General features: G+C 43.3%; 25 protein-coding genes, 1 tRNA gene and 3 pseudogenes. 18 read left to right on the top strand and 11 right to left on the bottom strand.

Annotated elements, in window-relative coordinates; translation table 11 throughout:
* Together DXA13_RS14905 and DXA13_RS14900 are read right to left on the bottom strand one after the other, a co-directional pair.
* Positions 1–181 (bottom strand): annotated as a pseudogene (locus DXA13_RS14905) (IS256 family transposase); the annotation flags it as partial.
* A 298-nt stretch (positions 182–479) separates the two neighbouring features.
* A complete protein-coding gene (locus DXA13_RS14900; protein WP_118245524.1) occupies positions 480–1,430 on the bottom strand; it encodes an alpha/beta fold hydrolase in 951 nt (316 codons plus the stop codon).
* Between the two features lie 235 nt (positions 1,431–1,665).
* Between DXA13_RS14900 and DXA13_RS14895 the strand changes: the two genes are divergently transcribed.
* The 6 genes from DXA13_RS14895 (at position 1,666) to DXA13_RS14870 (ending at position 6,659) form a co-directional block, all read left to right on the top strand.
* Entirely contained in the window at positions 1,666–2,436 is a 771-nt protein-coding gene (locus DXA13_RS14895; protein WP_118245522.1) for an AAA family ATPase, read from the top strand.
* A complete protein-coding gene (locus DXA13_RS14890; protein WP_118245520.1) occupies positions 2,436–3,383 on the top strand; it encodes a ParB/RepB/Spo0J family partition protein in 948 nt (315 codons plus the stop codon). The genes DXA13_RS14895 and DXA13_RS14890 overlap by 1 nt, the downstream gene beginning before the upstream one ends.
* A gap of 29 nt (positions 3,384–3,412) precedes the next feature.
* A complete protein-coding gene (locus DXA13_RS14885) occupies positions 3,413–3,931 on the top strand; it encodes a DUF4446 family protein (protein ID WP_118245517.1) in 519 nt (172 codons plus the stop codon).
* 157 nt (positions 3,932–4,088) lie between these two features.
* Positions 4,089–5,423, top strand: coding sequence for an NADP-specific glutamate dehydrogenase (gene gdhA / locus DXA13_RS14880; protein WP_118245516.1), 1,335 nt, complete (start codon positions 4,089–4,091; stop codon positions 5,421–5,423).
* A gap of 136 nt (positions 5,424–5,559) precedes the next feature.
* On the top strand, positions 5,560–6,438 hold the full coding sequence (locus tag DXA13_RS14875) for a DUF3881 family protein (RefSeq protein ID WP_118245514.1): 879 nt from the start codon (positions 5,560–5,562) through the stop codon (positions 6,436–6,438).
* A 144-nt stretch (positions 6,439–6,582) separates the two neighbouring features.
* Positions 6,583–6,659 (top strand) — tRNA-Arg (locus tag DXA13_RS14870).
* Between the two features lie 179 nt (positions 6,660–6,838).
* Here the strand turns inward: DXA13_RS14870 and DXA13_RS21965 are convergent.
* Entirely contained in the window at positions 6,839–7,102 is a 264-nt protein-coding gene (locus DXA13_RS21965; protein ID WP_243009162.1) for a hypothetical protein, read from the bottom strand.
* Between the two features lie 232 nt (positions 7,103–7,334).
* Between DXA13_RS21965 and DXA13_RS14855 the strand changes: the two genes are divergently transcribed.
* The 12 genes from DXA13_RS14855 to DXA13_RS14800 all read left to right on the top strand — a co-directional run bounded on the left by DXA13_RS14855 (position 7,335) and on the right by DXA13_RS14800 (position 19,469).
* Entirely contained in the window at positions 7,335–7,739 is a 405-nt protein-coding gene (locus DXA13_RS14855) for a hypothetical protein (protein WP_347559881.1), read from the top strand.
* A gap of 328 nt (positions 7,740–8,067) precedes the next feature.
* Positions 8,068–8,787 (top strand): LytTR family DNA-binding domain-containing protein, encoded by a 720-nt coding sequence (locus DXA13_RS14845; RefSeq protein ID WP_118245512.1) that lies wholly within the window; start codon positions 8,068–8,070, stop codon positions 8,785–8,787.
* Positions 8,784–10,067 carry an ATP-binding protein gene (locus DXA13_RS14840; RefSeq protein WP_118245509.1) on the top strand — a complete coding sequence of 428 codons (1,284 nt, stop codon included), beginning with the start codon at positions 8,784–8,786 and terminating at the stop codon, positions 10,065–10,067. The genes DXA13_RS14845 and DXA13_RS14840 overlap by 4 nt, the downstream gene beginning before the upstream one ends.
* A 190-nt stretch (positions 10,068–10,257) precedes the next feature.
* Positions 10,258–12,684 (top strand): InlB B-repeat-containing protein, encoded by a 2,427-nt coding sequence (locus tag DXA13_RS14835; protein WP_118245507.1) that lies wholly within the window; start codon positions 10,258–10,260, stop codon positions 12,682–12,684.
* A gap of 68 nt (positions 12,685–12,752) precedes the next feature.
* Positions 12,753–13,895 carry a DUF2207 domain-containing protein gene (locus tag DXA13_RS14830; protein WP_118245506.1) on the top strand — a complete coding sequence of 381 codons (1,143 nt, stop codon included), beginning with the start codon at positions 12,753–12,755 and terminating at the stop codon, positions 13,893–13,895.
* A gap of 19 nt (positions 13,896–13,914) precedes the next feature.
* Complete coding sequence (locus tag DXA13_RS14825; RefSeq protein ID WP_118245504.1) at positions 13,915–14,502, top strand: LemA family protein; 588 nt, start codon at positions 13,915–13,917, stop codon at positions 14,500–14,502.
* Positions 14,503–14,619: 117 nt separating this feature from the next.
* On the top strand, positions 14,620–14,862 hold the full coding sequence (locus DXA13_RS14820) for a 2-dehydro-3-deoxygalactonokinase (protein WP_347559882.1): 243 nt from the start codon (positions 14,620–14,622) through the stop codon (positions 14,860–14,862).
* 131 nt (positions 14,863–14,993) lie between these two features.
* Positions 14,994–15,350, top strand: a complete 357-nt coding sequence (locus tag DXA13_RS21960) for a DMT family transporter (protein WP_243009161.1) — start codon at positions 14,994–14,996, stop codon at positions 15,348–15,350.
* On the top strand, positions 15,347–15,856 hold the full coding sequence (locus DXA13_RS21955) for a DMT family transporter (protein WP_243009160.1): 510 nt from the start codon (positions 15,347–15,349) through the stop codon (positions 15,854–15,856). Before DXA13_RS21960 ends, DXA13_RS21955 begins: the two co-directional genes overlap by 4 nt.
* Before the next feature lie 42 nt (positions 15,857–15,898).
* The gene (locus tag DXA13_RS14810) at positions 15,899–16,885 is read left to right on the top strand and encodes a 3'-5' exonuclease (RefSeq protein WP_118245500.1); all 987 of its coding nucleotides are present in this window, start codon (positions 15,899–15,901) and stop codon (positions 16,883–16,885) included.
* 406 nt (positions 16,886–17,291) lie between these two features.
* Entirely contained in the window at positions 17,292–18,584 is a 1,293-nt protein-coding gene (locus DXA13_RS14805) for a Na+/H+ antiporter NhaC family protein (RefSeq protein WP_118245498.1), read from the top strand.
* A gap of 27 nt (positions 18,585–18,611) precedes the next feature.
* Positions 18,612–19,469, top strand: coding sequence for a DUF6282 family protein (locus DXA13_RS14800; RefSeq protein ID WP_118245496.1), 858 nt, complete (start codon positions 18,612–18,614; stop codon positions 19,467–19,469).
* On the opposite strand, the pseudogene DXA13_RS14795 reads toward DXA13_RS14800, so the two are convergent.
* The 8 genes and pseudogenes from DXA13_RS14795 to DXA13_RS14770 all read right to left on the bottom strand — a co-directional run bounded on the left by DXA13_RS14795 (position 19,470) and on the right by DXA13_RS14770 (position 25,190).
* A pseudogene (locus tag DXA13_RS14795) lies at positions 19,470–20,164 on the bottom strand (response regulator).
* Entirely contained in the window at positions 20,154–20,678 is a 525-nt protein-coding gene (locus DXA13_RS23220; RefSeq protein WP_347559880.1) for an ATP-binding protein, read from the bottom strand. Before DXA13_RS23220 ends, DXA13_RS14795 begins: the two are co-directional and overlap by 11 nt.
* Positions 20,679–20,699: 21 nt before the next feature.
* Positions 20,700–20,783, bottom strand: a pseudogene (locus DXA13_RS23215) (hypothetical protein); the annotation flags it as partial.
* Positions 20,784–20,791: 8 nt separating this feature from the next.
* The gene (locus DXA13_RS23210; RefSeq protein WP_347559879.1) at positions 20,792–21,256 is read right to left on the bottom strand and encodes a DUF4118 domain-containing protein; all 465 of its coding nucleotides are present in this window, start codon (positions 21,254–21,256) and stop codon (positions 20,792–20,794) included.
* Between the two features lie 17 nt (positions 21,257–21,273).
* Positions 21,274–22,788: a D-alanyl-D-alanine carboxypeptidase family protein gene (locus DXA13_RS14785; protein ID WP_118245494.1), complete on the bottom strand. Its 1,515-nt coding sequence runs from the start codon at positions 22,786–22,788 to the stop codon at positions 21,274–21,276.
* Between the two features lie 73 nt (positions 22,789–22,861).
* Positions 22,862–23,521 carry a TIGR01906 family membrane protein gene (locus DXA13_RS14780; protein WP_347559878.1) on the bottom strand — a complete coding sequence of 220 codons (660 nt, stop codon included), beginning with the start codon at positions 23,519–23,521 and terminating at the stop codon, positions 22,862–22,864.
* A gap of 32 nt (positions 23,522–23,553) precedes the next feature.
* Entirely contained in the window at positions 23,554–24,225 is a 672-nt protein-coding gene (locus tag DXA13_RS14775; protein ID WP_118245492.1) for a trimeric intracellular cation channel family protein, read from the bottom strand.
* Positions 24,226–24,566: 341 nt separating this feature from the next.
* Positions 24,567–25,190, bottom strand: a complete 624-nt coding sequence (locus DXA13_RS14770; RefSeq protein ID WP_118245490.1) for a V-type ATP synthase subunit D — start codon at positions 25,188–25,190, stop codon at positions 24,567–24,569.
* Positions 25,191–25,233 lie beyond the last annotated feature (43 nt).

The following is a 25,233-nucleotide window of genomic DNA, read 5'->3' as shown; positions in this document are numbered from 1 at the left end:
CCAGGTGCTCATCCATCTCTGCTTCCATCATTTCTTTGATTGTGCCGCCAAGCAGATCCTTGAGAGCATCCTGAATATCCTCTGCGGACTGGATGTCATACTCCTGAAGGAGCTGCTGGATAAGGTTCCTTTTCCCATCTGTCATTTGTACTTTGTGTACGGGTTTCTTTTCTCTTGCCATAATAAAAGGCCTCCTATGATTTTTATTTTACCATAGAAGACCTTATAAAACCTTAGTTACAGAAAAACTTTCACATACTCGTTTATACTATTCAATCATATAAAAAATCCGCCGGACTCAATTAATATCTGGATTACTAATTCATTATTATCCAGATATTAATTGAATTCGGCGGATTTTTTATTCAATAGGACAGTATCTCTATTGAGTTTAAAAGTCCTACAGAAAGAATCGCTACTTTCATAATTTATTTATTAAGCTTATTGCACTTGCTAAGTGACCCAATGCCTGCGGCGAATCAAGAAAAGAAAATATAAATATACTCCAAAACTTTAGCAGAGTTCTCTAATTGAGGAAGTAATCGGGTGTTAGGAATAAGAGAATATTCTATCGCCGGATTATATGCCTTATACTCATCAATTACTTCTGAAATATCTTCGTTTGCCTTTCCCCCAATAATATAAATACTATTATTAATCTTTTTAAAAGCATTTACAATGTTACATTTCGCATAGTTGCATCTAAGGCTGGAAAACACTGCTTTTGGACATTCACCTAGATGTGCTGCTTCATAATACTTGTCCACATAGAGAGGTCTTACAACGTAGGGATTATAAAAATATTTTCTGCGAAACAGTTCTTCTAACTGTCTGCGGCTGCTCGCAATATTGTAAAATAGAGTACCAAATAACGGCAAGTCAAGGAAAAATTTATACATTTTCCCATGCTTTCCGGGAACCTGACAGTAATCCATGAGGCTTTTTGGATTTATAAACATTAGTCGGTCAAAAAGATCAGGCTCTGTATTACAAGCCATGGTAACGAATGAAACAGATTCTCCGGTAGTAATAATATTCGTGCGATGACCTATTTCAGATTTAATAAAATCACATAAGAGTTGTACATATAAATAATTTGTATATGTTAAATTTGGCTTTTCTGATCGTCCGCATCCCAATAGATCGATTGTGTAGACCGTGAAATGTTCTCTTAATGAATTGATAATAGCGCTCCATTCAGAGCCGCTGGAGGCATAATCAAGATCGTGGACGAGCAGCAGGGGCTGCCCAGAACCTGATTTCGTATAGTAAATATCACCTAGGCGCCATTTAAAATAGAATGGATGCTGCTCGTCCAAAAGGTGTTTGGAAGCAGCAGATAGTTTAATCGCTTTATTGATAACAGCAGTCGCAGCGCCTGCACCTGCCGATAAAATCAGTAAGGTTAACAAACGATTTTTGTTTTTCATATACATCCCTCCTGATATGGTTTCTTCCTTATTATATATAAATTATAATATAATAAACGTTTTATGACAACGAAAAATAATATTAAGATTTCTTACCATTAATCTATGCTGTAAATTTTTATACATACTTTATATTTATAAATTAAATGTTTCATGTGAAACTTTTTTGGATTAAGCATAGGAAAAACAATAAAAGTATGCTATACTTTGTGATGAACAGGAAAGGGACATAAAAATGGGAAGAGTAATAGCAATAGCAAATCAAAAAGGTGGAGTAGGAAAGACAACTACCGCCATAAATTTGTCGGCTACACTTGCGGAGGCAGGTGAACGTGTGCTTGCTGTAGATTTTGATCCACAGGGTAATGAAACAAGTGGCTTGGGATTGGAAAAGGAAGATTTAGAAAAGACAGTATATGAATTAATAGTCGGTGAATGCGATATTAATGACTGCCTGATTAAAAATGTTCAGAGTAATCTGGATTTACTTCCATCTAATGTTAATCTGGCCGGAGCAGAAATTGAATTATTAGAAATAGAGAATAAAGAAAAACTTCTTCGCCATTATCTGGATAAGATAAAAAATGATTATGATTTTATTATCATAGACTGTCCGCCATCTCTTAGTCTATTAACTATTAATGCGCTGACAGCATCTGATACAGTACTCGTTCCGATTCAATGTGAATACTATGCGCTGGAAGGCTTAAATCAGGTTATGCAGACAGTAAAATTGGTAAAGAAAAAATTAAATCCAGGCCTTGAGATGGAAGGTGTTGTTTTTACAATGTATGATTCAAGAACTAACTTATCTCAACAGGTGGTTGAAAGCGTAAAAAGTGCTTTGAATGAAAATATATATAATACAATCATACCAAGAAACGTCAGATTGGCGGAAGCACCCAGTTATGGGATGCCGATAACTGTATATGATTCTAAATCAGCAGGAGCCGAAAAGTACCGTATGCTGGCAGCGGAAGTAATACGCAGGGGAGAAGATTTATAATGGCAAAGAAAACAGGATTAGGAAAAGGGCTCGGCGCTTTATTTGGTGACGAAGTAATGAAAAATTCTGATAAAACAGCAGAAGTGAAAAACAGCACGGTTGATACGAAATCAAAAGAGAAAAGCAGACAGACTTCGGACACAGAAGAAACAGGTAAGGAATTGAAAGTGAAGATAGCACTGATCGAACCTAACCGCGAACAGCCAAGAAAAGATTTTAATGAAGAACAATTAATGGAACTGGCAGATTCTATGAAGAATTATGGAGTCTTACAGCCGCTTTTAGTACAAAAAAAAGGTGATATATTCGAAATAATTGCCGGAGAAAGAAGATGGAGAGCAGCAAAGATTGCTGGCCTTAAGGAAATTCCAGTCGTTATCAGAGAATACAGCAAACAGCAAAAAATGGAGATCGCTCTGATTGAAAATGTGCAGCGTGCAGATCTGAATCCCATTGAAGAAGCTATGGCATATCAGCAGCTTATGCAGGAGTTTCACATGAAACAAGAAGAAATTGCTGCACGAGTATCTAAGAACCGCACAACCATTACGAACAGTATGCGGCTTTTAAAGCTGGATAAACGAGTTCAGAAAATGCTTGTGGATAACAAACTTACAAGCGGACATGCAAGGGCTTTACTGGCCATTGAAGATGGAGAAACACAATTTAAAATTGCAGAAAAAATAGTGGAAGAGGGATTGAATGTTAGAGAAGTGGAAAAGCTTATGAAATCCCTGACAAAGCCACAGAAAGAAAAAGAGAATAAAAGCAGAGAAGATGAAAGTCTGACAGTAATATTCCAGAACTTAGAGGACAGGATGAAAACAATCATGGGAACCAAAGTTAATATCAACAGAAAAGATAAAAACAAGGGACGGATTGAGATTGAATACTATTCTTCTGCAGAGTTGGAAAGAATTGTGGAATTGATTGAGTCCATCAAGTAAATACTAAAGATGGAAAGTGAGGATATAAGATGGAAAACAGCATTATGAGCAGTTGGGGCCTAGATCCCGCTTATATTATCATTGGGTTATCAGCGCTTGTTCTGATATTGATGATTTTAGTTATTGTGTGCATTGTAAAAATGAGAAAATTATATCGTAGGTATGATTATTTTATGAGAGGTAAAGATGCAGAAAGTTTGGAAGATATTATATTAGACCAGATTGATGAGATTAAAAAGCTTCGTACGGAAGACAGAGCGAACAAAGATTCCATACGTACATTGAACCGCAATCAAAGAGCATCTTTTCAGAAGTTTGGTGTTGTAAGATATAATGCATTTAAAGGAATGGGCGGTACACTTAGTTTTGCATGTGCAATGCTTGATTATACGAACACAGGCTTTGTTTTGAATTCTGTGCACAGCAGAGAGGGCTGTTATTTGTATATGAAACCGGTAGACAGAGGTCAGACAGATGTGCTTTTAGGTAATGAGGAAAAAGAAGCGCTGGAACAGGCTCTCGGATATGTAGAACCAAAAAATAATTAAAATTGTATTTTTTTCCATACAATGAAAAGATTTCTTGACTTTAAATTAACACATTGCTAATATTATATACAACGCAAGGCAAAGGGGCCAGACAGTATCAGTCTGCTCCTTTTTTGTTTTTTATAAAATTAAGATGAATGAATTAGGAGGAGAAAAGATGTCATATGTAGATGAAGTCTATGAGAGGGTAGTTGCACAGAATCCAAATGAACCGGAATATCACCAGGCAGTAAAAGAGGTGCTGGATTCTCTGAAATTAGTTATTGATGCGAATGAGGAGAAATACCGTGCGGCCGGACTTTTAGAGCGTTTTGTAGAACCGGAAAGAATTATCAGCTTTAGGGTTCCGTGGGTGGATGATAATGGAACTGTTCAGGTAAATAAAGGATATCGTGTTCAGTTTAACAGTGCTATTGGTGTATATAAAGGAGGCCTCCGCTTTCATCCGACAGTAAACCAGAGTATTTTAAAGTTCCTGGGATTTGAACAGACGTTGAAGAATTCTTTAACAGGTCTTCCAATCGGCGGGGGCAAAGGCGGTTCCAACTTTAATCCCAAGGGAAAATCAGACAGAGAAGTAATGGCTTTCTGTCAGAGCTTTATGACAGAGTTATACCGTCATATCGGTCCAAATTTAGACTGTCCGGCAGGTGATATAGGCGTTGGAGGAAGAGAGATCGGATATATGTACGGAGCCTATAAGAGGATTACAGGCCATTATGAAGGAGTTCTGACAGGAAAAGGAATTACGTTTGGTGGCTCTCTTGGACGTACAGAAGCAACAGGATACGGTTTGATCTATATTTTGAACGAAATGCTTGCACATCACAATCACAGCCTGGAAGGGAAGACAGCACTCGTTTCCGGATCAGGAAACGTTGCAATCTATGCAGTTCATAAACTTCAGCAGTATGGAGCCAAGGTTGTAGCAATGTGTGATTCCAACGGGTATGTTTATGACAAAGATGGAATTAAGCTGGATATTATGAAAAATATTAAGGAAGTACGCCGCGCACGTATTAGTGAATATGTAAAAGAGGTACCAACAGCTGTATATAAAGACGGAAAAGGAATCTGGAGTATTCCATGTGATATCGCTCTTCCATGCGCAACACAGAACGAGCTGAATCTGGATGACGCAAAGCTGTTGAAAGCGAATGGTTGTATTGCAGTTGCAGAAGGTGCAAATATGCCATCTACAAGAGAAGCAACAGAGTATTTTCTGGAGAATGGCATATTATTTATGCCGGGCAAGGCTGCAAATGCCGGCGGCGTAGCTACCAGCGCTCTGGAACAGTCACAGAACAGCCTGAGAATGAGCTGGACATTTGAGGAAGTTGATGCAAAGTTAAAGGATATTATGGTTAATATTTTTGCAAAAGCTGCAGAAGCGGCAGAGCGTTACGGAGTGCCGGGAAATTATGTAGCAGGTGCGAATATAGCAGGATTTGAAAAGGTTGCGGAAGCCATGATGGCTCAGGGAATTGTATAAGATATTTCGACAAAAAATTAGAAAAAATACTACTGGTATTCTAGGTTGAAATGGTATATAATGAATCAACGGAGTGAGGCGGAGATTTCTCCGCCTCACTCTTTATCTGAAATTTCAGGGTAAGAAGGTGAAAAATATGCACAAGTTTTTACGCTCAATTGGATTTTCCACATATCAGAAAGATAGGGATATTGAAAATCTTATTCAGGAAATGATTGACCATTCCACTGACAGAAAGAGAATACAAATTGATGAAAATACAAATTTCTGCGAAATCAGAGGGGAAGCGGCGCCTGGTATGGGAATCGCTGTATATGGAGAAATGGACAAAGACGGTGTATTTCATAAAGAATACTACTATCCATATATGAGCAGCAGAGATCTGTCTTCAGAAGCAGAGTGCATGATACAGCGCCATACAGAAAAAGAGACATTCGCAGGTTTGCTGGAAGAATATAAAGTGGGAATTTCACTTATTTTTTTTATGGATAATCTGTTTGAATACCGTGAGATGAAAGCGGACCACGTAAACAATAAGGTGAAGGGAGTACGCCTGACAGGACTTTCTGTAGAGGGAAAAATACTCCTTCCTCTTAAAAAGACGTCAAAACAGATTGAGATGGCCAAGGTGGCGGCAAAAGACCGCAATAGTCTGATCGAAGCGGCCAAGAACGGTGATGAAGATGCGATGGAAACACTGACCATTGAGGACATTGATACTTATTCTCAAATTTCTAAGAGAGTGAGAAATGAAGATTTGTATTCCATTATCGATACGTGCTTTATGCCGTGTGGGGTAGAATGCGATCAATATTCCATTATCGGTGATATTAAGGCGATTGAGTTGAAAAGAAACAGGATTACAGAAGAGGACGTCTATGATCTTACGCTGGAGTGCAGTGACTTGACATTTCACGTAGGCATTGCAAAGAATGATCTGCTTGGAGAACCAGCTGTTGGCCGCCGTTTTAAAGGCCAGATCTGGATGCAGGGAGTTATCGAATTTGATTCTTGACGTATTATGATTTTCTGATATAATATAAAGAGTATCGCGCCAGCGATGCTGTGTTTATGTCGCTCAGCAGGATAGAGCGTTCGCATCCTAAGAGAACCTACTGCGGACACATTTGGGGATTCGCCCCATCAAAATTTTATATGCGTTTCTGTAGCTCAGCAGGATAGAGCGTCCGCCTCCTAAGCGGAAGGCCAGCGGTTCGAATCCGCTCAGGAACGCCAGACACCACGCCGAAAGCCTTGATTTTATTGGTTTTCGGCTTTCTTTTTTTGAGAAAGCCGTTCCCCTTTTGCAATACCAACACCGCTTTGCTAATATATTTTTTACTGCTAATACGAGGTGAGCGGCGATTTTGACAGAAGCTGTCTTTTTCGGCTTGCGCCAATGCTTGATGGTCATATTAAACTCGATCCCATTGAAGGCCACCGATTTCGCCGCCGCGGAGAGTACATCCCACTGCAATTAAAATTGAACAGTGCATCATATAGTAGTCGTAGCATTCGGGTCGGCAGGTAAATTTCAATACGTGCAGAACCTTATGAATATCATGAATTGTAGATGCCATGCTGCGGCTTATCTGTAAAATATCCGCAATCTCTTGAACTGAATAGGTTCGCTTTTCCGAAACGGCTTGAATTTCTATGTTTTTTTCTTCAACTGACATATATAGTGTTGTTCTCTTGACTGAATTCTATATATAGTGCTATCCTTATTGTATAATTGATATTTGTGCGTCCTGTTAAGGAAATTCGGAATTTTTCTGTAAGCGGTAGTGCTCCGCATTGAACACGTTGTTAAGTTTGTAATCTGTCAGTGATATTACTGTGCCAAATTGGCCGGTGTATTGCTGGCTTTTTTATTTCAGGGGTTTTCCCTGTTTTGAAGCGAGAATGACTTTGGTTCGTGAAGTTTCTATTTCACGAACATCAGGCAATTGGGAAATCTACTGGAACCTTTGGTGGCTGAATGGGAAGGAAACGGTACCCGTCTATTATGAGAACCAGGGACGCCACTATATGGCCGTCATGAATATTGAACGGGTTTTCTACTGTTGTCTTTATGGAAATACAGAGGACGAAGCGATTATTCGGGAAATCAAAAGGGATTATGCCTATGAAGAAGAAATGATTTTCTTAGAAAAGGAATTTTGGGAAGATCATGTGCTGGCAAAACTGCCGCCTCTGTATATGGAGAATGGCGACCTCATAATGGACAGCGTACGTAAACATTTTGGGCCTGCTGACTCAGAAAACATTTTTGAAACTGCTCAAAAGCATTTCCGAATACAAAGGGAAAAATAAATTTAAAGCTTGTTTTATATACGATTGCCAATCATCTATGTATTGATGAGAGCAGGAAGATTCCGCCTTATTCCTTGGAGGATGAGAAAACAGTTGTGGATGAATTTGATGAGATTCTTCGGATTGAGGACCGGGCAGAGGTCGGTGTTTTATGTATGCCGTTTACGGTAAAAAATGGTCGAGAAGGATGAAGGTATGACAATGGCATGACAGGAAAAGAAACCTGTGATAAGATAGTCGTGGAAGATAAGATAAGTTGTAACAGCTCAGACGGCATTTTCCTGCCGTCTGAATGGCTGCAATAAAATACGAAACATGGAGAAAAAGTATGTTGAATATTTTAATATGCGATGATGAGAAACCATTTTTAGACAGGCTGGCTAATAAAATCACCGTTTATTTAAAAAACAGAGAGATACCATTTCAGATGGCTGCATTCAGTTCAGGGGAAGAGCTTCTTAAGCACAGTGAAGATAGACCGTTTGATATCGCATTTCTGGATATCAGCATGAATGCGATCAGTGGAATGGATGCAGCAGAGTGTCTTAGAGACAGGAATCAGAAAATTTGCATTGTTTTTGTGACGGGTTATATGGACTATGTGCTGGAGGGCTACAAAGTCGGAGCGCTCCGCTATCTGGTGAAGGATTCCCTGGAGATTAGCTTTGAGGAATGTATGGAAGCGGTGCTGAAGAAATTTCATATAGACACGGATGAAATCTGTCTGGAATTTACTGATAGAAAGCGGTATCTGAAAGCAGATGAAATCTGTCTCGTGGAGAGCAGGGGGCATAAGCTTTTGTTTCTGGCAGTGGACGGCAAACATGTCATCGGAACCATGAACCGGAAGCTGACGGACGTGGAGGGCCTGCTTGGCGGACATGGGTTTCTGCGGGTTCATCAGAGTTATATGGTTAACATGAAATATATTGTAAACATCGCAAGCTACCGCCTGGAACTGGAGCCGGATATTATTCTGCACGTCCCTAGAAATAGGTATCCGTATGTAAAACGGGAGTATGCCATTTACAAAGGAGACAGCCTATGATTGCCTATATTCTGACGCATCTGTGGGTGTTTATGGAAATGCTTTTCCTGGATATTCTGGCCGATTCCTTTTTGATAAAAAAGAAATCGGGAAGCAGATCAAAACGTGTTTTTGGTCTGCTCTTTTTGACCATGGTCATGTCAGTCAGTGTGACGCTGTTTGAGGATATTGTGGTACTTAAGCTGTTTTTTGACTTTTTGCTTGTTTATGTCTATCTTTTATATTTCTATCAAACCACGTTAGGGGAGGCGCTCTCCGTATATGTAATTAATTATTCGGTGATTATCTGTATTGATTTTATTGGTGTGTCCGGATATTACTATATTTTTGGAACTTCAGAAAATATACTAATGTTTTACCTCATGTGCCTGATGGTAAAAAGTACAGAGCTTGGGAGCGGCTTTGTGATCCGATGGTTTTGGAAAAAAGGCGGGAATGCAGCCATACGTTCAGAGGGAATACGGGCATTGTTTCCGTCATTCGTAATTATTGCGGGGGCAGGAATCTTTGCATCACAGTTTCTGATGCGGACGCAGACTGTGCCTGTGGAGGTGACGGTTCTTATGGCTGGCATGATAGGACTCAATATTTTTCTGGTTTTTTATATGCTGTTGACGGCAAGAGCGGAACTGGAGAAAAATAGTTTGAAGGACGCGGCCCGTCAAACAAAGATGGAACTTCTAATTTACCAAAATAAACAGGAGCTGTATACAAAACAGGGAAAACGCCTCCATGAGTATAAGAACCAGCTTTTGACAATCAGCGATATGCTGGAGCAGGGGCTGGTATCCCAGACGCTTCAATACACCCAGGGCCTGACTGGAGAGATTGGGAAAGCGCTGGAACGCATTTACACCAATCACCCGGTTGTTGATGCAATTTTGAATATGAAAAGGCAGGAGGCATTAAACAGAGGTGTAAATGTAAACTTCATATGCGGGGATCTCCGGGATATGATATTAAAAGAAGATGAGATTATTATATTGTTGGGAAACCTGCTGGATAATGCCATAGAAGCGGCTGAAAAATGCGAGTCTGAAGGAATGGTCCTGGTCCGGATTGTCCGGGAAAAACGGCAGCTTGTGATAACCGTGAAAAACTCTTATGCCGGGCAGCTGCACCTGGAAGACAGCAGATTGATGACTTCAAAGCTGGATGAAGAAAACCATGGTTATGGGCTGGTGGCTATTCAGGATATTGCCGGGCGGTATGATGGGACCTTTGTAGTAAAGGCGGAGCGGGATTATGTGAAAGCGACTGTCTTGATACCGGATATGTGAAGACGGAAGTGAATGAGCTTTTTTTGCGTTCCATAGTATGATTTTGCAGGAGTTGTTCTGTGTATTTATTTAATAAGGTATGATAGAAATAGTCAGCATGAGAATCCATGAGTTTAGCGGTTTTAGCAAATATGACGTGTAACTGCTGGAGGATTGGCTGACTCATAAATACACAAAGGGGAGAAACAACATGCAAAGGAATAAGAAACGATGCAGAAGACTATGTTCCATCGCACTGACGGCCGCGATGGTATTCACCACATTATCGGTGTCGGCTTTTTCTGCTAACGCGGAAACGGTCTTGCAGTGTCGTCATGAACATGATGACAGCTGTTATGAGAAAAATTCAATTGCAACCGGCAGTGAAGCAGATAAACTGGTCTGCCGTCATGAACATGACGAAAACTGCTATGAGGAGGCTTTTGATGACGGAGATGAGGAAGTAATATACGATGAGTCCGTGTCCGTGGCGTCACCGGCGGAGGCACAGCCGGATTTGTTTCGCGCGCTGCCTGATGCATTGTCCGGCGCAGAGACGCTGGCAGAGGAGATTAACACATGGTCGGCCGATAACACCGATGGTGGTATCGAAGCCAGAGCGGAGGACAATAAGGTGTTTGTGACTGGGGAGGCATACTCGGATATCAAACTTGAACTTAATATTCCGGAGAATGTGACTGTGGAGTGGAGAGCGGTTCTGACAGGCAGCGATATATATGTGGTCAGAATTAAAAAGCAGTCCGCAAACAATAGAGTGTTCCATATGACCGGTGGTGCGATTACATCTGTCAACTCTTCTGATAAAAGTGCCGCTTTCTTCAATAATAACGATGACGCTGACATCATTGTATCCGGCGGGCGCATCACCGGTGGAAACAGTGATGTTCTGGACTATATACCACGTGGTATGGAGAATAAGGCCGAGAATACCGTTACAATATCCGGCGGCATCATAAGCAGTGGGAACGGAAACGGCAACTGCGGTTTTTATAATCGGTTAGGAACTGTTAAAATAGAGGGAGGAACTATCATTGGGGGCAGCGGCATGAATGCTGGTATGTTGTGTTATCTTTGTGATACGTCCATATCCGGCGGAACTGTCATCGGAGGAGACGGCGAGGGCAGCCAGGCCATTTATAATGATAACGGCAGCCTGACGGTATCCGGCGGCAGAGTGGTAAATTTCGATGGTTATGCGATTACCTCTCATTATCGGGATGATGCCGCGGTTACAAAACCCATACGGATTATCGGAAGCAGTGTGATTTTCGGTAAAGATCCTGATAGTCTGGGCAGTACCGTTGCCCAAAATCCGAATAATTCTACGCGTGTGGAACCAATATTGGGCGGAAATGCCGCCGTCATCACATGGACGGGCAGCAGGACGGAGTATGAGAGCGGCCAGACAGAGGATTTGACCGCGGCCCCCGCCGGGGTTACTGCAAAGTGGAGTAAGAACGGCGGTAAGGACGGCATTTCTTATGACGCGGGCGGAGCGAACAGGGGGTTTATTGAGGTATCTGGTGTCACGGTTACAGAAACGGTAAAATCATTAACTTCAATCGCCGTATCAACCGGGCCCAAGAAAACTGTTTACACGGAAGGGGAAAACTTTGACCGTACCGGTATGGTGGTGACCGCTAATTATGCGGACGGCTCTGCAAAGGCCGTGACGGGATATACGGTATCTCCCTCCGGCGCATTGACGGTGAATGACACCAGCGTGACGGTTACATACACAGAAAATGGCGTAACCAAAACGGCTGCGCAGGCGATTACTGTCAAAGCTGCCGCTGCCACCAGCTATACCGTCACTTTTGATGCGAATGGCGGCAGTGTGACGCCTGCTGCGGGGATAACCGGCATGGATGGAACACTGGCAAGTCTGCCAATCCCGACTCGCGGTGAAAATTATCAATTTGACGGCTGGTTTACAGCGAAAACAGGAGGCACAAAGGCAACAGCGGATACAGTATTCACAAAGGACAGTACTATTTATGCCCATTGGACGAATACAGGTGGTTCTGGCAGTACGGGCGGCTCTGGTGGAAGCACAGGAGGCTCTGGTGGCGGTTCCGGTGGTTCTGGTGGATCGGGAGGTAGTTCCGGAGGTTCCGGCAGTGCAGGCGGTCCGGCTGCCGCGGGCGGAGGACTGAAAGAAAGCCTGCCAAAAAATTATACAGGTGAAACGAAAATCATAAATAACGTCAAAGTCCCCAGCTATGTGGAGGAAGTAATCTGGAAAGCAATGGAGGACGGCAGATGGAGACTCGGCAGGGCGGACGGAAGTGATTATGTGAATACCTGGGTAGCTGCATATAATCCATATGCAGACCCTAGCGCCGGACAGCAGGCATTTGACTGGTTTCTGTTTGATGCGGCCGGGTATATGGTAACCGGCTGGTATACAGATGGCTCGGGCAGCACCTTCTACTTAAATCCGCTGTCTGATAATACCAAGGGCCGCATGATGACCGGTTGGGTTGTGATTGATGGAAAACACTATTATTTCAATGAAAATCCGGATGGCACGAGAGGAAGAATGTACCGGGATACCCTTACTCCGGACGGATACTATGTGGACGAACATGGAGTGTGGGACGGTAAAGAAAAATAAGGGATATTTCCGCTTTGGATTTACAAGAAACAGAGAACAACATCAGTTCCTATACTGGGGAGTAAACCATGAAAAAAACAATAGCGACAAAACAAATGAAACGTTGGCAGAAGCTGGACCGGTTGGCTCTTCTTGCGCCGCCAGTCCTGTTTCTTTATCTATCCATTGGAAAAGAGGGACGGCTGCTTTGGGGAATCGTTCTGAGGGAACAGAATATTGGGGTAACGATTGCGGCGCTGCTTCTCCTGGCTTTTGCCGCTGTCGTCACTTCTATGCCGGTGGTACTTATATGGCGGGCCGTCAGCCATACCATGAAAAAGGCCGTGATTCAAAATGCCACCTTTCGGGCTGATGAAGATTTCGACTATTACCGGGAAAAGCTGACCGGTGTTCCGCCCGCCACGATCAGCCTTCTGATGGATTTGCAGATTGAAGCCAAAAAAGATATGGCGGCATTATTATTAAAATATACCAAAATGGGCGTGGTTTCCATGAAGGATGGGGCGGTTCATGTGCAAAGTCAAGAGCTTCCCGGACTGCTCCCCAGTGACCGGACGCTTCTGGCGCTGATTGCCGGGGGACAGGCACAACCCGCAAATCTTGGCACGTGGAAACAACAGGCCATCACGGAGGCCGTCGAGTCAGGCAATTTGAAATACAGGGGCGAATGGCAAAATGTACATTCCATATCCCGCTCCTGTCTAACGGGATGCCTCGGCGGATGTCTGCTCCCCGTTCTCATTTTCCTCGGGATGGGTATTACAGCCGTTGCGATTAACAACAGCGGCTGGATGGAAAAGATAGATGGCTTTCTTGCGGCAGCTCCACAGTCTTTCGGTATGAGACAAATGGAATACCTTTTGTCATCGCCGGATATGGTGATTGCGACCGTTCTGACCGCTTTTTTTGTTTTGTCCTTTCTGGCAATGTTTCTACTTCCGATTGCCGCTGTTTTGCGCACGGTGTTGTCCATTTCCGGCACAGGAATACGGCTGAAGAGGACGGATGCTGGCGAGATTTTAACAGCGCAGATTTGGGGGCTTAAAAATTTTATCCGCGACTTTTCCAATTTGGCTGAAGCGGAGAAAGAACAGCTTGTCCTGTGGGACGATTTCTTGATTTATGCTGTGGTGCTGGAGGAAAACGAACGCATTATCGAGGATATTTTTCGTTTAAGGAATTTAAAATATCGGGATTTTATACTTTTCTAAGAAATGAGAGGAACATAAAATGGGAGACATGGGAAAATACATTGTCATTGGAGCCGCCGTTCTGATTGTCGCGGTTATCCTCATTGCAATCATTAAGACCAGAAACGGGTTTGTCGTACTCCAAAACCGGGTCAAAAACCAGTTGGCGCAGATTGACGTACAGCTTAAGCGGCGCTATGACCTGATTCCCAATCTGTTGGAAACGGCCAAAGGCTATGCCAACTTTGAACGGAGCACTCTGGAGGCCGTGGTAAGGGCCCGCCAGGGCGCGATGGCTGCCGCGGACTTCGATCAGGCGGCTGCCGCGAACGGGAAGCTCCAGGCGGCGCTTCGGCGGCTTTTTGCGGTGAGCGAAGCATACCCGGAACTAAAGGCAAACGCTAATTTTATGCAGCTTCAGAGCGAATTGTCTGATACGGAGAATAAAATCGCCCTGTCCAGGCAGTTTTATAACGACACCGTGCTCAAATACAACAATGCCATCCAGATGTTCCCGGCCAGTTTCATCGCGGGATTCTGCGGCTTTCATCCAATGTCCTTTTGGAATGCGGAGGAAGAGGCCCAAGAGCGCATTACGATTCAGGCGGAGGATATGAAGTTTTCATAAAAGAAATCCCTTGGCGTGAAAAAGGCTCTGACGATGCCTTGCCGGGGATACTCTTTGAGGGCGGAAGCAAAGCCGCCCTCGGCAAAAATAGGAGGAAACCGATGATGGGAAAAGACGATCATCGGTTTCCTCCTATTTTTTACAAAGCTGGAAGAAAAGAAAATATCCCTGAAGGATATTACAAAAATTATATCCTGTGGTATGATTACATCCAATGTAGGTCTTGTAGAAGTGCCTCACGTTACGGTACCGGCCAGTACAGAGGGTTTAGCTGCAGGAGCAAAGGAAATACTGCTGGAGGATGGATGCAGCATGCTGATTACGTTTATACCGGGGGTGAAGAATAACAGCGATCCGTAACTCTGAATAATTTTGAAAAGATGGATATTATGCGTGGAGAAGAAGTGGAAGCCATAGCGATTTTGTGCTACAATAAATGGCGGTTTATTTAGTGGAAAATCGTTAAAAAAGTTAAAGAAGGATAAAGAAATATGGAAAAGAAAAAGGGATATGTGTATTTGCTTTTCACATTTGTCATCTGGGGGAGCCTGTACGTGGTAGGAAAGTATGCGATGGCATCGATTCCTCCTGTAACACTGCTGATGTTTCGCTATCTGATCTCATCTGTTTTGCTGTCGGTCATCCTGTTTGCCGGAAAAAAGCACAGGAGGCTGGAAAAGGGGGATATCAGATATTTTATTGCAATCGGAGGGCTGGGGTATTTTGTATCCATAGCATTCCAGCTTATTGGTACAAATTTAATCGACGCCTCACTGGCCTCGCTGATCAATGCCATGAACCCCGTATCGATTACAATCATGGCAACCGTTTTCTCGACGAGAAAATGAGCAGGAACAAGCTAATCAGTATAACCCTGTCTGTAATCGGCGTATACGTCGTCCTGGGACATGCAGCAGGGGAAGTCAATATAATTGGTGTGCTGGCATCGGCAGGCTCTGTGCTGCTGTGGTCATTTTCTTCAATTATTATCCGGAAAGTATCTGGAAAATATGATCCTGTTCAGATTGCCCTTTACGGAATGGCTGTAGCGCTTATTTTTAATATTCCAGCTGCTGCGGTGGAGCTTCAGAATAGGAGCTGTACATTTACGTTCAGTTCCGTGATTGCGATGCTTTATATTGCCATCATATGTACGGCAGCAGGCCACACACTGTGGAATAAGAGCTTATCCGTCATTGAAGCCAGTACGTGTTCCATGTTTTATCCTCTTCAGCCGCTGTTTTCAGCGATATTCGGCGTTGCTTTTCTACATGAAGCAGTGACATCCAATTTTATTATCGGAGGAGTTTTGATTTCTGCCGGTATCGTTGCGGCTGTTACAAAGACTAAATAATACCTATGCAAAAATTATAGAGTGTGATATAATGCGAATATTATGGAAAAATTTATTGTATTAGATTTAGAATGGAATCAGAGTCCTCATGGAAAAGAAGGGACAGTAGAGCATTTTCCTTTTGAAATCATAGAGATCGGTGCGGTTAAACTGAACGAAGAGTTTCAGGTGGTTTCTGAGTTCCACCGTCTGATCAGGCCGCAGGTCTATACGGAACTGCATTTTAAGATTTCAGAAGTGGTTCATATGAATATCGAGGAACTCCAGGAGAGAGGCAGAGATTTCCGGGAGGTCATCCAGGAGTTTACAGAATGGTGCGGGGAAGACGTGACGCCTTGTACATGGGGCTCTATGGATCTTACAGAACTACAGCGCAATATATCATATTATGGCCTGGAGAATCCGTTTCCAAAACCGCTGCTGTATTATGATGTGCAGAAGTTGTATAGTCTGAACTTTAAGGGCGGTAAGGAAAAACCGTCTCTAGATGCTGCCGTTGAAGAGTGCGGCATACTGGCGGAGATGGAGTTTCACAGAGCTTTGGACGACGCTAGATATACGGCTGAAGTCATGAAATATCTCGATTGGAACAGCATGAAACCATATCTTTCCATCGACTATTACAGGGTTCCGGAAACCAGAGAAGAAGAGATTTATCTGGAATTTCCGGAATATGCGAAATTTGTCTCGAAATGTTATGATACAAAGGAAGAGGCATTGGATGACAAGATTGTGACGGATATGATATGCTGCCGGTGCAGGAGAATGCTGAGGAAAAAGATCCGCTGGTTCCCGGTCAGCCAAAAGGGATATCTATGTCTTGCCGTTTGCCCGGAGCATGGGTGGATCAAGGGCAAAATCAGAGTGAAAAAGTCGGAAGACGGGCGTATTTATTTTGTTAAAACGATGAAATTTACAGGCGAAAGCGGAGCGGCCGAGATTATGACAAAGAAGGAAGAAGCAAAAAAACGCCGGAATGAGAAAAATAAGCTGCGCAGAGTTTCACATAAACATAAATGGAAGAAATAAGAGTGTAAATCGTGCAGCAGTTAATACGCAATAAAACAGGCATTGGCAAAGAAAGCGCCGCTGCCTGTTTTTTATTGCATTGGAAAGTCCACCCTATGTAATAAAACGCTCAACGGGGATCCCACCGCGGCGGTAAGGAATTATGTCGCTGGATCGACCCACTGCAGGATTCTTTCCTGTATAAAGGCATACATGTAACCTAAAAAAATTCTTCTCGATATCTGCAATAATAGACAAGATTTAACTTGTTATAAAGCCGTTAAATTTTTGTTTCCTTTTTTGCATCTGTTCAAATATAATAAAATTATAAAAATTGATATCATTTTTTTGGTAAGAGTGTAATATTACATGATATGGAACAGGCAGATCAGGTAGTAGATGAGAAAAAATAGGAGGATTTTGTAATATGAGTATGCTATGGATTCCGGTTTTCATCTTTTTATTTGCTGTACTGGCTTATAAAAGGTGGAGTCCCGTCCTTTTGGGCCCTACGGTTTCTGTAATTTTGTGCGTCGTTACAGGGCTGCCGGTACTGGATACGATGATGGGACCGTATATGACAGCGACAACCGATTTTATTAAAAGTAATTTCTTCGTCTTCTTTTTGGGAGCTATTTTTGGAGCGGTAATGGAGGAAACAAATGCGGCAAAAGCGATTGCTGTCTGGATGTCAGGGATTACAAAAGGGAAGTTTGTATTGCCTTTGATTATGACGATTGCAGGTATTCTTTGCTATGGGGGCGTTTTGGGATTTGTCGTTTATTTTGCTGTTTATCCGATTACCCTTCACCTGTGTAGAGAGGCTAATATATCCAGAGCATTAATTCCAGCTACGATTGGAGCGGGCTGCTGGACGTGGGCGAATGCACTGCCGGGAAGTCCGGCAATTCCAAATGTAATCGCTTCTAAAACATTAGGTACACCGGCAACGGCAGATTTAGGAGCGGGCATTCTTTTCTGCGGTATTATGATGTATGCGCTGTGCTTTCTCTATCTGGAATGGCAGGCACGTAAATATAAAGCGCTCAATAGAGGCTTTGTCATGGATAATGTTGTAAAAGAAGAGATGGAAAGCAAAACGGAAAGCAAAATGCCAAAGATATGGCTTGCTCTTCTTCCTATGATTATCATATTAGTCCTCTATAATGTTATTGGTATCAGCATAGAATTTGCACTTTTGGCAGGCGTACTGTTTGCATTCGTCAGCATGTACCGCTGCGGGGGTGACGCTAAAACATGGCTGAAAACATTTAATAAAGGAGCGGGAAATACGACAGGCGTTATTTTAAATGTATCTCTCGTGGTAGGATTTGCCGGTGTCATGAAACAGACAGAAATGTTCAATTTGCTTGTTGAAAGTATCGGAAAACTGAATATCCCTCCGCTGGTCTTCGTAGCCGTAACGACTGCTACATGTGCGGCCGCATCGGCATCTTCATCAGGAGGAATGGGCGTTGCCATGACTACCTTTGGAAGTACGTATCTGTCTATGGGAGTAAATCCTGCTCTGATCCATAGAGTTGCAGTTGTTGCGGCCAGCACACTGGATACCCTTCCTCATACAGGAGGCCAGATCACTTTGCTGCAGATCTGCCATCAGACACATAAAGATTCGTTCAGTCATATTTTTATCACGCAGGCTATCATACCGATCATATGCCTTGTCTGTCTGATCGCATGGCACGGTTTGGGATTTTAAAACAAAAACAGATTGGGGGGAAATAAAATGGATTTACTGAAAGGCGCATATGACCTGCATATACACTCGGCACCTGACGTGGTAAAGCGTAAGGCAACAGATGTAGAGATTGCAAGAAAAGTAGTTGAAGCAGGGATGAAAGGATATGTAATTAAATCTCATTATTTCAATACGGCCGGGAGGGCGGCAATTATAAGGGAAATGTTTCCTGAATGCAATGCAGTAGGCGCAGTCGTATTGAATAATTCGGTAGGAGGTCTGAACCCAAGTACGGTAGAAATGGCAGCAAAAGCTGGAACAAAAATCGTATGGTTTCCTACGATGGATGCTCAGAATATGTGGGATTTTCTTGCAGAGAGCAAAGCGCCTGTTCCGTTTGGCGCGGCTAGCAGCGACCCCTCTGAGGTAAAAGGAATCCGGGTGCTGGTGGATGGAAAACTGGCAGAACCCGTTTATGATATTCTGGACATTATCTGTGAAAATGATATGGTTTTAGCGACGGGTCATATCTCAAAACATGAGAGTCTAGCCCTTTTTAAAGAGGCGCAAAGGCGGGGAATTAAAAAAATGATCGCAACCCATGCAGAGTTTCCTGCTACATATGCAAAGATCGAAGAACAGAAAGAGTACATACGCTGCGGTGCGGTCATTGAACATAATTATCTTACAATTATCAATCAAGAGTTTACAATCGAACGTTTGAAGGAACATATAAAAGGCGTTGGAGCTGAACATGTAATTTTGTCCAGCGACCTTGGCCAGTACATGAATCCCCACCCGACGGAAGGATTTGAGACATTTCTGAAGAACGTAATTGCTTCTGGAATATCGGAAGAAGATGTCCGCCGGATGACAGTTAAAAACACAGCAGATCTGGTTGAATAATTATTCTTCCCGCATCCTGTAGCCTACGCCGATTTCTGTATTAATATATTTTGGTTCAGCAGGGTTCTCACCCATTTTTCTGCGTATATGAGCCATATTTACTCGAAGGATCTGATTATTGCTGTCAGCATACGGACCCCAGATATGGTTTATGATGTAGTCATAGGTGAGGACCTTTCCTGCGTTCTGAGCAAGCAGGGAAACCAGCTTATATTCGATTTGTGTAAGATGAATTTCATTTCCAGCAATCGTAACCAGCCGTTTTTCAAAATCAATGGTCAAATCTCCGGAACGGTAAACGGCTCCTTTTTGCCGGAGGCAGGAATCTGACTGTGACGCAGGGCGGTGCGGATTCTGGCAAGCAGCTCCGACGTTCCGAACGGCTTTGTGATATAGTCATCGGCACCTGCATCGAGAGCCGCAACTTTTTCACCTTCCTGAATTCTGGCAGAGATTACGATTACTGGTATAGCAGAAAATTCACGTACCTGTTTTATAATATCCATACCGTCTATATCGGGAAGACCGAGGTCGAGAAGAACCACATCAGGACAGAATGAGGTAATATAGGAAAGGCCTTCCTTTCCTGTATGAGCTGTCATGACCTTATAATCATGATTTTCCAGAGTCGTTTCTATAAAATTACAGATATTCTTTTCATCTTCAATAACAATGACATTCAGCTTATGATTCATATGATTCATCTCCTAAGGGTAAAGTAAATACGAAACGGGCGCCTTTTTCGTGGTTTTCAGCCCAGATTTCACCGTCGTGTGCAAGAATAATGGTTTTGCAGATTGAGAGTCCGATTCCCATTCCTTTTCGTGAGTCGCCAGTTGCATTTGGCATGGAAGCGTAACCGTCAAAAATAGTAGGAAGCAGATTTTCCTTGATACCAATACCATAATCGGTTACAGAGAATTTTGCAACATTATTTTCTATAACTACGTTCAGATCCAGGGGAAGAGTGGAATTCGAATGGTAAATTCCATTTTCCAGAAGATTAATCAGTACCTGTTCGATCAATGTGGCGTCCATGGGAATCATAATAAAATCATCAGGAATTTTGACGTTTACCTGAGCAGTCGGAATTCGTTTCTTCAAACGGCTTACAACTTCAGAAATAACTTCCTCCAGCGGCTCTAAGGACTTGGATACGTGAGCGCCTGTTTCCCGGATTCTTGTAACGGACAGCAGGTTTTCGACCATGTTGAGAAGCCAGTTGGAATCGTCATATATGTTTTTAACAAGCGTTTGTTTTTCCTCTGCGCTGAGGGTCTGTTCGTTGTCCAGATAAGTGGAGCTGGTGCCGATAATGCTGGTCAGAGGGGTACGCAGATCATGGGAGATGGCGCGGAGCAGATTTGCCTCATCTTTTCCTTTTCTGCTTCCATGAGCATTTTTTCCTGCTTGGAAAGAATCTTTGTCTGTACCTTCAGATGCGTAGTCGTGGTACTCGTAATGCTTGCGATTACCATCATTGCAACAAAGGTAACCGGGTAGCCGGAGATAGAAAAATTAATTGCCAGATACGGATATGTAAAGGCAAAGTTTACACAGATTACGGATACGACGGAAGCGATGATTCCAGGAATATATCCGTCGGTAAAACGTGCAATTAGGACGACCGCAAGGATGTAGAAAATAGTGATATTAAATGTACGCTTTGTGCCCAGTGAAAATAAAAAGGAAAGCAGGGTGGTTATGCACAGAATCGCAGCGGTGATAACAATATTGCGTATTAAAGCCTGCTTGGACATCTTTGATTTTTTCATCTTCGTATTCATGAAAAGATTCCTTTCTGCTATTGATCGTCATCATCTGATTGGCCGTCTGAAGGGGAACGCCTGGAAGCCATAATATTATCAAATTCATCGGAGGAAACACCAATTTCTTTCAAACGGCGCAGACGTTTGGCGCGGCGGAGCTTTCTTTCCCGTTCCTTCTGGATATGGCGTACGCGGAGAACAAGGATGATAAGCATAATAACAGCAGCGGCGGCGGCAGCAGCCAGGATGATCCATATCAGAACGGGAATGTGAAATCCTTTGCCGTCCTTTTTGTCTTTTCCCGGTTCCAGAGTTTCCGATGATGCGGATGGGGCAGCATCATTACTGCTTTCGGCTGATAAGGTAGAAGCGGCTTCAGAAGAGGCCGTGCTCGTACCCTCGTCAGGGGGAAGGGCCGGAAGGGAAATGGGCTGTACGGTTTCATTTAAAAGATAAGCAGAGCCAATTGCGCGGTCATTGTAGGAATAAAGAATTTTGGCAATGGCATTTTCCGGAGCTCCCTCATCCAGCTCATATTCCAGAGTTACTTCTGCATCAGAGAAATCTGCATCCTTTGGAAGGGTGATGGAACTGCCGCGTTCCAGTATAATTTTGGACAGATCACCGGACGGAAGGCCTGCGATCGTCATATCGTTTTCTACAGATGAATAAGTGGTATCGTTATCAGATATATTGAGATTCTGAAAGTTATTAAATCCAAAATTAAGCAGGGCTTTCGTGTCGCTGTAGTGGGTCAGATGGCCATTTAGGATTACGGCGATCAATGTCATGCCGTCACGTTCTGCAAAGGTAACCAGGGTATTACCTGCGAGAGAGGTGTAGCCTGTCTTTCCTCCAAAGATACCCGGGTAATAACGGGAATCATTTTTCTTCATCATGGCGTGATGGGCGTAGAGCGTATGTCCTTCCGGATCCCGTTTTGTAGGCCTCAGATCATAATAAAGCGCACCGTCGATCTTGCGGAAGGTTTCATTTTTGATTGCCGCCTGACAGATGAGTGCCATATCATATGCCGATGTATAGTGGTTTTCGTCATTCAGCCCACTGGGATTTGCAAAATGGCTGTCCTGGCATCCCAGCTCTGCGGCTCGTTCGTTCATGAGCTCTGCAAAGGCTTCTCTGGATCCTGAAATATGTTCGGCCAGAGCATTGCCGGCTTCATTGGCAGAATTCAGAAGAAGGGCGTATAAGCAGTCCTCAACCGTCAGAACATCGCCTTCTTCGATATTGGCATTGCTGCTTCCCTCTTCAACGTTATAAACGGCGTCATGGGAAAAGGTTACCTGCTCGTTCAATTTACAGCGCTCCAGCGTAATTAAAGCGGTCAGAACCTTTGTAATACTGGCCGGATAATACCGTTCGTGGATGTTCTTGCCGTACAGGACGGTCGATGTATTCGCATCGATCACAATGCCCCCGTCAGCCTCGATGGAGGTATCAGAAGGCCACTCAGGAGCGGCCAGAACTGCTGTAGGGAAGAGTCCCAGAACCAGTAAAAGGCATATTAAACATGTCATCAATCGTTTCATCATCAATCTCCATAGGACTTTCATATAATTAATAGTATAGGTTATTTTAGAAGACAAGTAAAGGTTATCCACATCAGCTTTTCTCTTTGTTCCACCTCCGCGTAAGATAAAGGCACAGGAAGAAAAGGATAAGAACAGAGGCTGCGAATACAGAGCCAATGCGGAATGCAGTATCCATGAAGAAAGGCTCCGGAACAATATTGATCAGCAGATCAGTGGACGGGTCCAGAATCCATAAGTCATTGTTAAAGAATATTTTGTGGAAAATTATAAAATATTTTGTAAAGTCTGTGGATATAACACCTCCGATTGCGGCGGCAAGTATAAAGAACAGACCTGTTCCGATGCAGAGCATGCGTGGCAGCAGACGTTTGACGTCAGCCTTCAGCAGAAAAAGCAAAAGAACAGACAGCGCAGCAGCGGCGACACAGATGCGGCGCAGAAGAATTGCTCCCAGAAAAAGTCCGCGGACATCTTCCATATGAGCAATTTCACGTTCGTTAAAGAATTCCCGTGTCTTCCCGCCGACTACCGTTGGTACGTGAAGGTCCCCTCTCTCTCCTTTCAGATATGCCATCATTTCATGAGTGACATCCAGAAGATCGTCCATTTCCATATCTACATCATCAGTAACACCGTATTTTGAATATTCCCTTTCATAATAGCCGGGAGTCCAGTATGTGACAGCCTCTACCGAGGTGATGAGAAATGTAATCATCAGCAGAATGCGCACAAAATCCCCAAAATATAATGAACAAATTTCATTTATGATTCATCTCCTTTATTATGTTTCCCTGTTGCTGTCGGCAGATTCCAACGGTATTTGGTAGCCAGCAGACGAATGACGACGACAATGAGAGAGCAGCTGACCATGGCCCAGTCGGCAGGAATCTTGTCCAGGATCAGGATATAACAGACAGCACCTATGATAGAGGCACATGCATATACATGCTTCCTGAGGATATAAGGGGTCTGATCCGCCATGATATCCCTGAGAACTCCGCCGCCTACGCCTGTAACGACACCGAGAAATGCAGCCAGAAAGTGATAGTCTCCATAACCGGCATTAACAGCGGTGTTAATGCCGACAACAGTGAATGCGCCAAGTCCGACGGCATCAAAAATATTCATGATTTTCTCGTAATTCTCCCGGAATTCACCTCCTAGGATATACGGATGAAACCGGATGACAGTAAACAGGATTAATACGGTAATAAGACCCATCCAGACATAAACGGGGTTTTGAAACAGAGCTGGGGGGATATTGCCAATGATAATATCACGTATCATTCCGCCGCCAACGGCTGTTGTAACACCAAGAACGATTACGCCGAGAAGGTCCAGGTTGCGTTCGATGGCTACCATGGCACCGGAGGAGGCAAAAGCGATGGTCCCAACGGTTTCCAGGGCGAACAGGATAGTCCAGTGAATTTCCATAAGAATGGTCCCTTTCTGATAAGTTGTATAAACAGTATCATTCTATCATAGGGAAAAAATTTTTACAAATAATATATTGCAATGCTTCGTATTATACACTTTTCCGTCACAAGCAGTTACTCGAATTTTTGTAGTAACTGAAATTCCAATTTTTTCATACGCCGCCTCAATTTCTACGATGACATCCTTCTTTGGCTTCTTCAGCTTTTGAATCGTCCAAGCCTCAGTTCAAAATTAACAATAGAAAACGCCTATGTAAAAGTTTTCTACTCCTACATGGGCGTTATTCTCTTCATATCGTTGATGGCGGTAACCTGCATGCCGAACGAACAAGTTATCCTTTAACTGGTTTTTGCTTTATTTCTCTTTATTACTTTTAATCTTGTAAATTCCTCGCGCTCTTTTTCTTCCAGAGAATTGGTAATATCACGGCTCAGCGTCTCATAAAGAGGAATGGTAATATTCTTCAGTGCGTTTGCACGCTTCTGCGTCTTCTTGATGTTGTTGGCTAGGCGGTAAGCGGAATTCTCCACCATGGACAGACGTATGGTCAGCTTTTTCACCTTTTCAAAATGTGACCGCGCCTCATCCAGAGATTCTCTGGTGCTGTAGTAAGCATACACCGGATTCATGGGCGTTTCTTCATACCGCACGAGCGGGATCTCAGTGCCCATAATACTGCGGGCTTTAATCTGAATGCCTGTATCAACAGGAACAGAAGTGCCGATTTCCTGGACATAATTGATTCCCAGCTCAATATTTGCCCTCTGTAAGGCCCTGTACGCAGAGGTAAACGTAGAATCGATTTCTGCCTGGATATCTTTTGCTTCATCAATCAGATCCATGAGCTCGCGTAGGAGGATATTCCTTTTCTTATCCATAAGCCCATATCCCTGACGGGCCAGAGCCAGGGAATTTTTAGCCAGGATTAAATTGCCCTTGGTAGGAAATGAATTCGGATTCATTCAGCAGCCTCCCTTTCTAATATCATCCGCAGGGGCGCAGTCT

The sequence above is a fragment of the Clostridium sp. AM58-1XD genome, assembly GCF_003464085.1.
Lineage (GTDB): Bacteria > Bacillota > Clostridia > Lachnospirales > Lachnospiraceae > Lachnoclostridium_A.
The sequence above is the reverse complement of the archived record's forward strand: the minus strand, read 5'-3'. Positions and strand labels throughout refer to the sequence as shown.